The sequence below is a fragment of the Pontibacillus chungwhensis genome (assembly GCF_030166655.1).
GTDB lineage: Bacteria > Bacillota > Bacilli > Bacillales > BH030062 > Pontibacillus.
Genome location: NZ_CP126446.1, coordinates 350158 through 361451, shown reverse-complemented (window position 1 = coordinate 361451; position 11294 = coordinate 350158). Strand labels below are relative to the sequence as shown.

The window sequence follows — 11294 nt, the reverse complement described above, 5'->3', positions numbered from 1 at the left end:
GTTATACTTTCTCATATGGATGAACCGTATTTGGGAAAATTTCTGTAGGATAGTTGCCCGTAAAGCACGCCTGGCACTGGCCGTGACGCAAGGTATCCTCAGGCAATCCAATCGCGTCCTGCAGTCCTTCAACAGATAAAAAGGCAAGACTATCCGCTCCAATCATCTCACGGATCTCCTCAACGCCATGATGTCCGGCGATTAATTCTGCTTTTGTTGACGTATCAATTCCATAGTAGCAAGGGTTCTTAAGAGGAGGTGCGCCAATTCGTACGTGTACTTCTTTCGCTCCCGCATCTTTCAGCATTTGAATAATACGCCGGCTCGTTGTTCCCCTTACAATCGAATCATCCACCATCACTACGCGTTTCCCTTCTACAATGCCGCGAACAGGAGATAACTTCATCTTGACCCCTTGTTCTCTAAGCTCTTGTGAGGGCTGGATAAATGTCCGACCAACATAACGATTCTTTATCAGACCTAATTCGTAAGGAATACCAGATTGCTCTGCAAACCCAATTGCTGCTGAGATACTTGAATCCGGCACTCCTGTCACAACATCAGCATCCACGAAAGCCTCTTTGGCCAGTTCTTTCCCCATACGTTTTCTTGCCGAGTGGACATTTACGCCGTCTAAATTACTATCGGGACGAGAGAAGTAGACATATTCCATAGAACAAAGCGTTCGTTTAAGAGGTTCTGAGAAGCGATCAGAATGAAGTCCTTCCTCATCAATTGTAACCAATTCACCAGGCTCCACTTCCCTGATATACTCTGCTCCGACTACATCAAGTGCACACGTTTCAGAAGAGACAATATAAGCATCTCCTAGTTTCCCAATCGACAGAGGGCGTAACCCTTTTGGATCTAAAGCAACAAACAGCTGCTCTTCTGTCATCATGACGAAAGCATAGGCTCCCTTTAACATCGCAAGTGCCTGCATGATGCGCTCTTTGATTGGTAAATAGCCGCTTCTCTTTATAAGGTGAGCCACCACCTCAGTATCCGATGTTGTTTGCAGAATACTCCCCTGGGCCTCAAGCTGATGCTTTAACGCATGAGCGTTCACAAGATTTCCATTGTGCGCTAAGGCAAGGCTTCCCGTTTGTGAGCGGAAGACAAGAGGCTGAACATTCTCGTACCCGCCTCCTCCTTGGGTCGCATATCGAACATGACCAATCGCCCCATGTCCTTCGAGTCGGTCGAACTGCTTCTCCTGAAACACTTCAGTAATCAGACCAAGCCCTTTCTCTAAGCGGAGCTGCTCTCCATCTGTCGCAATAATCCCGGCGCCCTCTTGGCCCCGATGTTGAAGGCTGTGAAGACCATAATAGGTTAGGTGAGCCGCATCTTCATGCCCCCATACACCGAATACTCCACATTCTTCGTTTAACCCTTTGATTTCAGCTGGCACGGAATAGCCTCCTTCCAATTTCTTTTAAGATCAGGCGTGAAGAGAGAGATGACATCTTCTCCTTCATGTTTCACACAATAATGCTGATGATCGGTGACGACACCGAGATAAGAAGCATCGCTGACTGTCGCTTCGAATGCTTCCTGGTACTGGCCAGGAACAGAGAGAACGTAGCGAGACTGGGTTTCGCTGAACAGTTCTGTAAGCGGATCTCCTTCAATCGAAATGTCACAACCAAGATCGTGTTCAAATAATGACTCGGCAAGCGCTACACCTAAGCCTCCCTCTGAGAGGTCATGGGCGGAACGGACGAATCCTTTTTGAATCGCCGAAAGCACTTGCTCTTGTCTCCGCTTTTCCACCTCCAGGTTAAGATGAGGGCAAGGACCAAAATAATTGCCCTCAAGCACCTTCTGTAATTCACTACCGCTGAATTCAGGTAAGGCTTCACCCACAACGTAGATCAGATCTCCGCGCTCTTGAAAACTTTGGCGCGTAATGTGAGAAAGGTCTTCAATTAAGCCGACCATCCCCACCACGGGAGTCGGATAAACGGATATGCCCTTTGATTCGTTGTATAACGAAACATTTCCACTAATTACAGGAGTCGAGAGAGTCGTACATGCTTCACTCATCCCAAGCACCGCTTGCTTCATCTTCCAATACGTTTCTGGTACTTCAGGACTTCCAAAATTTAAACAATCTGTCAGAGCGAGCGGCCTGCCTCCGGAACAGATGATATTCCGAGCGGCTTCTGCTACTGCAATTTGCCCACCTTGATAAGGGTTAAGATGAAGATAGCGAGAGTTACAGTCCGTGGTCATCGCTAATGCCTTATTCGTACCTTTCACCCTTACAACAGCAGCATCAGAACCTGGAGCTACCACAGTATTCGTTTGCACCATATGGTCGTATTGTTCATACACCCACTCTTTACTTGCAATGGTAGATTGCTTTAGTAACGTTACAAGCGTTTCTTCCATGTTCTCCACTTCAGGGCGATACATAATCTGCTTGTATTCTTCGATATACGCAGGTTCTTGTTCCTCTTGTTCATAAACAGGCGCTTCTTCAGCTAGTGCATCAACAGGCACATCCGCTACGATCTTGCCATCATGCTCTAATCTGAGCACCCTTTCTTCAATCACTTCACCAATGACACTTGCATGCAATCCGTATGGTTCAAAGACCTCAGTAATCTCGTCTTCGCGCCCTTTTTCCACGACAAGAAGCATTCGCTCCTGGGATTCAGAAAGCATCATTTCATAAGCTGTCATATTCTCCTCACGTTGCGGAACGTGATCTAGATTCATGTGAATGCCTGTTCCTGCTTTACTAGCCATTTCACTAGCTGATGAAGTGAGTCCGGCCGCCCCCATATCCTGAATACCTACAAGAGCATCACAGTGGATGACATCGAGACAAGCTTCAATCAGGAGCTTCTCCATGAAGGGATCTCCCACTTGAACAGAAGGACGTTTGCTAGCCGACGCATCTGAGAGTTCCTCTGAAGCAAATGTAGCTCCGTGAATTCCATCACGCCCCGTCGGCGCCCCGACGTACATAACCGTATTGCCAACTCCAGCCGCAATCCCTTTCTGAAGATCTTTTTGATCAATTAATCCGACACACATCGCATTAACTAGGGGATTCCCTTCGTAACAACGGTCGAACTGGATCTCTCCACCAACAGTCGGCACACCGACACAGTTCCCATATCCTGCTATGCCATGAACGACTTCTTTGAACAAATAGTTCATTCGTTCAGAACTCAATTCTCCAAAGCGAAGAGAGTTCAGTAAAGCGATAGGACGGGCTCCCATAGAGAACACATCTCGCAGAATGCCCCCTACACCGGTAGCAGCTCCTTGATAAGGTTCAATGGCAGAAGGGTGGTTGTGACTTTCCATTTTAAAAACAACCGCCTGGCCGTCACCAATATCAACAACGCCCGCCCCTTCACCTGGACCTTGCAGGACGCGAGGTCCTTTGGTAGGGAAATGTTTTAACAACGGCTTTGAATTCTTATAGCTACAGTGCTCTGACCACATAACAGAGAAAAGACCCGTTTCTGTGTAGTTAGGAACACGGCCAAGTACCTCTTTCATCAAAGCGAACTCCGAATCACTCAGTCCCATTTCTTTATATAGTTGCTCTTCTTCAATGCGTGACGGGCTTAATTCAAGCGTGTTGTACATGAGATCCCCTCCAATTTGCTACCATTGACTGAAATAACTTCAACCCATCTTCTGAACCTAGCAAGGATTCTACTGCACGTTCAGGATGTGGCATCATTCCCAGTACATTTCCTTCTTCATTACAAATACCAGCTATATCATTAACAGAACCGTTTGGATTCTTTTCATAAGTAAATAGAATTTGATTGTGCATAACGAGATTCTGATAAGTAACTTCATCGCAATAGTAGTTTCCCTCACCGTGTGCGATAGGAAGATTCAACATTTGTTCTTCATGATATAAATTCGTAAAAGCCGTTTTCTGGTTCACAACGCGCACGCGGTCTGTCTTACAGATAAATGAAAGATTCCGGTTCGGAAGCATTGCACCAGGAAGAAGTCCAGCCTCTAAAAGAATCTGAAATCCGTTGCATACCCCAAGAATAAGCTTCCCTTTCCCCGCCTCTTCTTTAACCGCCTGAAGCACTGGTGCGACACTCGCCATGGCTCCTGAACGCAAATAATCTCCGTGCGAGAAACCACCTGGTAGAAGAATAGCATCATAGCCTGACAAGTCTGTAGCAGAAGAAGGCACCATCTCTACCTCTTCTTGTACATGGGTGTGTATCGCTTCAAACATATCTCGATCACAGTTTGAACCTGGGAATACGATCACAGCGAACTTCAATTTGGAACGACCTCCTCAATGGTATAGCGATATTCTTCAATAACAGGATTGGCAAGCAACTTGTCACACAGTTCGTTGACACGCTGATTCACATCTTCAGTGTTTTCGATCGTCAGTTCAAAGTACTTTCCTACCCGCACTCGTTCTACTTCATCGTAAGCTAATGAATGCATAGACTCTTGTATCGCTGTTCCTTGAGGATCAAGCACTCCTTCTTTCAACGTTACGTAAACATATACCTTATACATGAACAATCGCCTCCAGCCGTTTTAAAATAATCTCATAGATTTCTACAAGATCTTCTATATCATTGCGGAACACATCTTTATCCATCTTCCGATTCGTATCCTGATCCCATAAACGACATGTATCAGGGGAAATCTCATCCGACAATACGATGGAGCCATCGTACAGACGTCCAAATTCTAATTTGAAATCAATCAACCGAAGCTCAATTTCTGAGAACATCACCTGTAGATGGCGGTTAATTTTAAGTGCAGACGCTTTAATCTTCTCTAAATCACTCTGGTCTACTTTTGCCAGCAGGCGAGCATGTTCATCATTTAAGAAGGGATCATCCAGTTCATCACTCTTGTAATAGAATTCAACAACAGGCTGAGGCAGTACAGTCCCCTCTTCTAAGCCAAGACGACGAGTCATGCTCCCTGCCGCTACATTCCGCACAACAACTTCGAGAGGGATAATCTGAGATTGCTTTACAAGTTGTTCTGTATCCGAAAGGGTCTGAATGAAGTGCGTAGGAATTCCAGCTAATTTCAAATAGGAAAAAACATGGGCTGAAATTAAATTGTTAAGGCGACCTTTTCCTCGAAATGTCTGATGCTTCTTTCCATTAAACGCTGTTGCTTCATCTTTATACTCAAGAATTAATTCGTACTCTTCACCAACTAACGAATATACTTTCTTCGCTTTTCCTTCATATAGTAAGGAACCTTTCATGTCGCTACCCCCTATTGACCAGAAACAACTTGGTCTTGATCGATTTTCGCTCGTGCCTCTTCTACCGTTTTACCTAATGCCGTCACATGCCCCATCTTCCTCATCGGCTTGATAAGATCTTTACCGTATAAGTGAACATGGCAATCCATAAACCGGTACGGATTCATGCTATACGCTTCTGCTTCCTCACCAATAATATTCCTCATCACTGCCGCATAAGGGGTGTCTACCTTCATTAAAGGCAGCCCACAAATGGCTCGAATATGTTGGTCAAACTGAGAGACATTACAAGCCTCAATCGTATAATGACCCGTATTGTGCGGACGAGGCGCCATTTCATTCACGAATACGTCCTCTCCAACGACAAACATTTCAATCGCAAACGTTCCTACAACTTTTAAATTAGCGGCTATTCGCACTGCATAGGTCTCAGCCTTCTCCAAAACCTCTTCTGAAACCGGAGCAGGGACTATACTTTCACGAAGCATATGATGTTCATGGTGATTAGCAGGTACAGGGAAGACAGTCGTTTCTCCGTCTATTCCTCTCGTAATAATGACGGAGATTTCCTGGTCGAATGGCAGCCAACTCTCTATAACACAGCTTCCAACACCTTCAATGAACGTCTGCGCCTCTGTGAGCTCATTCATGCTTCCTAACCGCATTTGCCCCTTTCCATCGTAACCTCCTTCGATCGTTTTGATTACGCAAGGAAAGCCAATCGCATTAACGGCTCCTAGTGCTTCATCCGCGTGTTCGAGGACTTGATAAGGAGCCACTGGGATACCGATTTGATCGAGACGTTTCTTCTCCCGCTCACGATTTTGAGTGACTTCTAAGCCTTCCGTTCCTTGAGGAAGCTTTCCTTTTCCAACTAAATACTTGGCTACTGATAAATCTACATTCTCAAATTCATACGTAATCACATCACTTACTTCCGCCAGTCGCTCTGCTCCTTCAATACTATCTAAAGCATACGGAATGTGGATATCAGCAATTTGAGCGCAAGGGCCATTCTCAGCGGGATCCTGTACTGCAATCCGATACCCCATTTGCTTTGCCGAGAGAGCCATCATGCGTCCAAGCTGGCCACCACCAAGTATTCCAATCGTAGAATTAGGTAAGATTTGATTCATGAAGTTCCCCCCTCATTTGTTCAACAGATTCTTTCAGTTCCATTCGATAGTCTTGTAAACGGTTCGCTAGTTCCCTGTCTGATACAGCCAATATTTCAGCAGCAAGGATTCCGGCATTCTTAGCCCCCGCTGCCCCGACTGCTACAGTTGCTACAGGTATTCCACCAGGCATTTGGACAATGGATAGCAAAGAGTCCCAACCATCTAACTTGGATTGAACCGGTACTCCGATCACAGGGAGTGTTGTTTTAGAAGCGACCATTCCTGGTAAGTGTGCCGCTCCACCTGCACCTGCAATGACGACCTTAAGCCCTTTCTCACGGGCACCTTCCGCATATTCGAACATATCTTCCGGAGTACGGTGAGCTGATAAAATTCCTTTCTCATAAGACACTCCTAATTGCTCTAACATCGTACATGCATGTTTCATCGTTTCCCAGTCTGATAGACTGCCCATGACGACACCTACATCAGCCATCTCAATCTTCCTCTCTGCTTAATAGTCACTGTTCTCCCCAAGTTTCTTCCTATTAAAAAAGCGCCTATGAACAACTCTCTAATGAGAGAAGATCATAGGCGCACGTATGTAAGTTCCATTCACGATCATCGCAAAGGGTACACTTGTGTCCAGTCTTCCCTCATAGTCCGACCATTTACGGTGGTCAGGTAGAAACTTACGGGCCTTATCCCCGAGATTATATGAGGTACGCTTTTTTAGTAATTTTTATACTTATACTCTAACAAGAACCATAAGATAAATCAACAATACACGAACATTTTAAAATAAATATACATTTTTGTTCGCCAACAATTGACTACTTTCTTCCTTTTTAATAGATCTTATCATATTAAATATTTTTGCTAGATGGTTTACTTTCGAAGAGGGAGGGTATGTTTAACATACAGATGGCTTCCCACTACCCCTTTTACCAATTATTTGAATATTTATTAATGGCATACCAGTTAAGTAATTATTTATTGACGATTCATAAAAAAATGTTACACTTATATTCGGAACAAAACGTTTATACCAAATGTACAGTTTAAACTAAACAAATTATTACATTTGTATCAGGAAGGGGATTCGATGAATAAGGTAACTCCTGTTTTTTGGATATCACTCGCTATTTCAGCCGTCTTTGTCCTTTGGGGAACGATTGCACCAGGTAACTTAGAAACGGTATCCGGCGAAATCCAAGGATTTCTTACCGACAAATTCGGTTGGTTTTACTTACTAACTGTAGCTATATTTCTTATCTTCTCAATTTACTTAGTGGTTAGTCCATACGGAAAACTTAAATTAGGACAACCAAATGAAAAGCCAGAATATAATACGATTACATGGTTCGCTATGTTATTCAGTGCTGGTATGGGAATCGGCCTTGTATTCTGGGGGTCAGCTGAACCATTAGCACACTTTGCAACCCCACCTACAGGAGATGCAGAAACAACAGAAGCAGCTAAGAAAGCTCTTCGTTACGCATTCTTCCACTGGGGCTTCCACGTATGGGCCATCTATACAGTCATAGCGCTTGCGATCGGTTATTTCAAATTCCGTCGTAAAGCACCAGGTGTCATCAGTGCCACATTCGAACCACTATTAGGCGAAAAAGCTACAAAAGGCGCACTTGGTACAGTCATTGATGTTATCGCTGTATTTGCAACAATTTTCGGTGTTGCAACATCCCTTGGACTTGGCGCAACGCAAATCGCAGGTGGACTTGCTTACATTACACCAATTGAAAACAACAAATTAACTCAGTTTGTGATCATTGCGATCGTAACTGTTCTCTTTATGATTTCAGCTTGGAGTGGCTTAAGTAAAGGTATTAAATACTTAAGTAACACGAACATTGTCTTAGCAATTGGTCTTATTGCAATGACGCTTATATTAGGACCTACCGTATTCATTATGAATACATTCACAACAACATTAGGTTCTTATATTCAGAACCTACCAATGATGACCTTCCAAATGGCACCACTCAGTTCTGATCAGAACGACTGGATCCAAGGTTGGACCGTCTTCTACTGGGCTTGGTTTATCTCCTGGTCTCCATTCGTAGGTACATTTATTGCCCGCGTATCAAAAGGACGTACAATCCGTGAATTTATCATGGGTGTATTACTTGGACCAAGTATCTTCAGTGCATTTTGGTTCGCTGTATTCGGTGGAACAAGCCTTAAACAAGCATTAGATGGAAACACAAGTCTAATCGACTTACCAACCGAACAAGCTCTATTTGGTACATTTGAAGGTTTACCAATGGGGATCATCTTAACGATTATTGGTATTTTACTAATCAGTACATTCTTTATCACGTCTGCTGACTCTGCTACTTTCGTTCTTGGAATGCAAACGACAAATGGTAGCTTAAACCCACCTAACGTAGTCAAGTTAAGCTGGGGTGTCATTCAAGCAGCTACGGCAGCAGTACTACTAGGTGCAGGAGGCCTAAATGCGCTACAAACCGCCGCAATCGTATCCGCCTTCCCGTTCGCCTTTATACTCCTGTTTATGTGCTGGTCCTTACTCATCGCACTTAATCAGGATGCCAAAGCAGCCAATATAAAGAAGAATAAATAATAAAAAAGCTATGGCCTAAGCCATAGCTTTTTTGTGTGCTCTTTTCTATCTACTTGTGATTCGTTTAGCTCAATCCGATACGCTCAAATACGTGATCAACATTCTTCAAATGATAAGTCGCATCAAAGCATCCATCAAGCTGTTCCTCACTTAAAGCATTCGTTATCCGCTCGTCTCCTTCAACAAGTTCACGGAACTGAACCCCTCTTTCCCATGCATCCATCGCTTTTGGCTGCACAAGATCATAAGCGTCCTCTCTCGACATACCTGTATCAATAAGGGATAACAAGACACGCTGCGAGAAGATTAATCCGTACGTCTTGTCCATATTCTTCTTCATATTATCTTCATAGACGGTTAAATTCTTCACAATCTTACCAAAGCGATTCAACATATAGTTTAAAGCAATTGTAGAATCAGGTAAGATGATCCGTTCGGCAGAAGAATGAGAGATATCTCTTTCATGCCATAGAGGAACGTTCTCATAAGCTGTAACCATATGCCCTCTGATAACCCTAGCAAGTCCTGTCATATTCTCAGAACCTATCGGATTGCGTTTGTGAGGCATGGCTGAAGATCCCTTCTGACCTTTAGCAAAGAATTCTTCCACTTCTCTGGTTTCTGACTTTTGTAAACCACGAATTTCTACAGCAAACTTCTCAATAGAAGTCGCAATTAACGAAAGAGTTGATAGGTAGTGGGCATGACGATCCCTTTGTAAGGTTTGCGTTGAGACAGGCGCAGGCGTTAATCCGAGCTCCTTACACACGTATTCCTCAACAAATGGATCAATATTGGCATAGGTCCCAACAGCCCCTGATAGCTTCCCAAATTCAATATTATGAGCTGCCATTTCAAAGCGCTCTAAATTTCGTCTCATTTCTTCATACCATAATGCAAGCTTTAACCCAAATGTAGTTGGTTCTGCATGGACGCCGTGGGTACGCCCCATCATGACCGTATATTTATGTTCTTTCGCTTTGTCAGCTAGAATATCAATGAAATTCTGAAGATCCCGACGGATGAGTTCGTTGGCTTGCTTCAATAGATAAGATAAAGCTGTATCAACAACATCCGTAGAGGTCAAACCATAGTGAACCCATTTACGCTCTTCTCCAAGGGTTTCGGATACAGCACGTGTGAAAGCTACAACATCGTGACGAGTTTCCTGCTCAATTTCTAAAATGCGGTTAATGTCAAAAGAAGCATGCTGTCGGAGTTTTTTCACATCTTCCGCTGGTATGTATCCTAATTCACTCCAAGCTTCACACGCCAACAGTTCAACTTCTAACCAGGCCTTATATTTATTCTCATCTGTCCAAATTGCACCCATCTCAGGTCGTGTATAACGTTCTATCACTATCATCATCCTCCCGTTAAATAAAAGCGCCTATTATCTATAGGTAAAGATAATAGGCTCACTTGTCACGTTCGAAGCTTGTCCAAGTTATGGACAAAGCATGACTGTCTACTGGTATAGTACCAATTGTAGCGGGAAAAAGCAACGTTTTCCGAACGTTTTATTTGTTTATTATTATATTGTTCGTATCAGTTCGTCTTTACGGCATCAAAGATAATTTTACTTCCTATCGGCTCAACTTTCTTCTCCCCATTTTCAACGCGTTCTTGAAAGATCGGTTCTTCGACTCTCCGAATAGGCATATATCCTTCTTCTTTCATCGTATCGAGAACAGAATCAATGGAATCCCCATCTTCAACTATAAATCGTTTTTTCTGTTTACCCATTTTTGTTCAGCTTTCCTTTCCGTACTTGTTTAACCCAGAAACCACCTCGAATTTGTTTCGGTTCATAAGCTACAATAAAAGCCTTCGAGTCAATATTCTTGATGGTTTCATATAAGGATAGTTCATATTTTCTTGGTGTAAGGATTTGCATCGCCAAACGGTCACCTTCCATACCATATGCAAACCAGCTTGTTACCCCGTATCCTTTATCTCTTAGCTGCTTTGTAAATTCGATATCAGGATTAGAGGAAATTACGTTTACAGTTATATAACCAAGAGCCAGTTTCTCTTCAATTTTCATCCCCACAATAACCCCTAAACCGAAGCCTAGCGCATAGGCAACAACATTTTGGATTTGATCGAGGTTATCCAATACGAGACCAAGACCTACAATGTACACCGTAATTTCAAAAACACTAATAAAGGCTGCCCAATAACGTTGACCTTTTAACGTAAAGATCGTTCGAATGGTTAAAAACGATACATACACAATGTTAACCACTAAAATAATCAACACCATGGCCCAGCTATTCTCTAATAAATTTTCCATAAAAACAAAACCGACTCCCCTCTTTAAACGTAATAT

The 11294-nt window shown here is 43.4% G+C and carries 11 protein-coding genes and 1 riboswitch; of the genes, 1 reads left to right on the top strand and 10 read right to left on the bottom strand.

Features of this window, described 5'->3' with window-relative positions; all coding sequences use genetic code 11:
- Window position 1: 1 nt before the first annotated feature.
- Genes purF through purE form a run of 7 tightly spaced genes read right to left on the bottom strand, consistent with a single transcriptional unit; the run spans window position 2 to window position 6853 of the window.
- On the bottom strand, window positions 2-1414 hold the full coding sequence (gene purF, locus QNI29_RS02000) for an amidophosphoribosyltransferase (protein WP_231419070.1): 1413 nt from the start codon (window positions 1412-1414) through the stop codon (window positions 2-4).
- Complete coding sequence (gene purL, locus QNI29_RS01995) at window positions 1390-3612, bottom strand: phosphoribosylformylglycinamidine synthase subunit PurL (RefSeq protein WP_231419068.1); 2223 nt, start codon at window positions 3610-3612, stop codon at window positions 1390-1392. The genes purF and purL overlap by 25 nt, the downstream gene beginning before the upstream one ends.
- Complete coding sequence (gene purQ, locus QNI29_RS01990) at window positions 3596-4279, bottom strand: phosphoribosylformylglycinamidine synthase subunit PurQ (RefSeq protein WP_231419067.1); 684 nt, start codon at window positions 4277-4279, stop codon at window positions 3596-3598. Before purQ ends, purL begins: the two co-directional genes overlap by 17 nt.
- A complete protein-coding gene (purS, locus tag QNI29_RS01985; RefSeq protein WP_231419066.1) occupies window positions 4276-4527 on the bottom strand; it encodes a phosphoribosylformylglycinamidine synthase subunit PurS in 252 nt (83 codons plus the stop codon). The genes purQ and purS overlap by 4 nt, the downstream gene beginning before the upstream one ends.
- Window positions 4520-5239 carry a phosphoribosylaminoimidazolesuccinocarboxamide synthase gene (purC, locus tag QNI29_RS01980; RefSeq protein WP_231419065.1) on the bottom strand — a complete coding sequence of 240 codons (720 nt, stop codon included), beginning with the start codon at window positions 5237-5239 and terminating at the stop codon, window positions 4520-4522. The genes purS and purC overlap by 8 nt, the downstream gene beginning before the upstream one ends.
- An 11-nt stretch (window positions 5240-5250) precedes the next feature.
- The gene (purK, locus tag QNI29_RS01975; protein ID WP_231419064.1) at window positions 5251-6375 is read right to left on the bottom strand and encodes a 5-(carboxyamino)imidazole ribonucleotide synthase; all 1125 of its coding nucleotides are present in this window, start codon (window positions 6373-6375) and stop codon (window positions 5251-5253) included.
- Window positions 6356-6853, bottom strand: a complete 498-nt coding sequence (gene purE, locus QNI29_RS01970; protein ID WP_231419063.1) for a 5-(carboxyamino)imidazole ribonucleotide mutase — start codon at window positions 6851-6853, stop codon at window positions 6356-6358. Before purE ends, purK begins: the two co-directional genes overlap by 20 nt.
- Window positions 6854-6996: 143 nt before the next feature.
- Window positions 6997-7098: riboswitch (purine riboswitch) on the bottom strand.
- 364 nt (window positions 7099-7462) lie between these two features.
- Between purE and QNI29_RS01965 the strand changes: the two genes are divergently transcribed.
- On the top strand, window positions 7463-8962 hold the full coding sequence (locus QNI29_RS01965) for a glycine betaine uptake BCCT transporter (protein ID WP_231419062.1): 1500 nt from the start codon (window positions 7463-7465) through the stop codon (window positions 8960-8962).
- Between the two features lie 64 nt (window positions 8963-9026).
- On the opposite strand, the gene purB is transcribed toward QNI29_RS01965, so the two are convergent.
- The 3 genes from purB to QNI29_RS01950 all read right to left on the bottom strand — a co-directional run bounded on the left by purB (window position 9027) and on the right by QNI29_RS01950 (window position 11258).
- Window positions 9027-10322 (bottom strand): adenylosuccinate lyase, encoded by a 1296-nt coding sequence (gene purB, locus QNI29_RS01960; protein ID WP_231419368.1) that lies wholly within the window; start codon window positions 10320-10322, stop codon window positions 9027-9029.
- 188 nt (window positions 10323-10510) lie between these two features.
- On the bottom strand, window positions 10511-10708 hold the full coding sequence (locus QNI29_RS01955; protein ID WP_231419061.1) for an NETI motif-containing protein: 198 nt from the start codon (window positions 10706-10708) through the stop codon (window positions 10511-10513).
- Window positions 10701-11258: a DUF2179 domain-containing protein gene (locus QNI29_RS01950; RefSeq protein ID WP_231419060.1), complete on the bottom strand. Its 558-nt coding sequence runs from the start codon at window positions 11256-11258 to the stop codon at window positions 10701-10703. Before QNI29_RS01950 ends, QNI29_RS01955 begins: the two co-directional genes overlap by 8 nt.
- Window positions 11259-11294: the final 36 nt, after the last annotated feature.

What these genes read in the sequence shown, in the direction of transcription:
- purL (WP_231419068.1), bottom strand. Translation starts at nt 3,612, where the DNA reads ATGTACAACACGCTTGAATTAAGCCCGTCACGCATTGAAGAAGAGCAA.
- QNI29_RS01950 (WP_231419060.1), bottom strand. Translation starts at nt 11,258, where the DNA reads ATGGAAAATTTATTAGAGAATAGCTGGGCCATGGTGTTGATTATTTTA.
- QNI29_RS01955 (WP_231419061.1), bottom strand. Translation starts at nt 10,708, where the DNA reads ATGGGTAAACAGAAAAAACGATTTATAGTTGAAGATGGGGATTCCATT.
- purE (WP_231419063.1), bottom strand. Translation starts at nt 6,853, where the DNA reads ATGGCTGATGTAGGTGTCGTCATGGGCAGTCTATCAGACTGGGAAACG.
- QNI29_RS01965 (WP_231419062.1), top strand. Translation starts at nt 7,463, where the DNA reads ATGAATAAGGTAACTCCTGTTTTTTGGATATCACTCGCTATTTCAGCC.
- purS (WP_231419066.1), bottom strand. Translation starts at nt 4,527, where the DNA reads ATGTATAAGGTATATGTTTACGTAACGTTGAAAGAAGGAGTGCTTGAT.
- purK (WP_231419064.1), bottom strand. Translation starts at nt 6,375, where the DNA reads ATGAATCAAATCTTACCTAATTCTACGATTGGAATACTTGGTGGTGGC.
- purC (WP_231419065.1), bottom strand. Translation starts at nt 5,239, where the DNA reads ATGAAAGGTTCCTTACTATATGAAGGAAAAGCGAAGAAAGTATATTCG.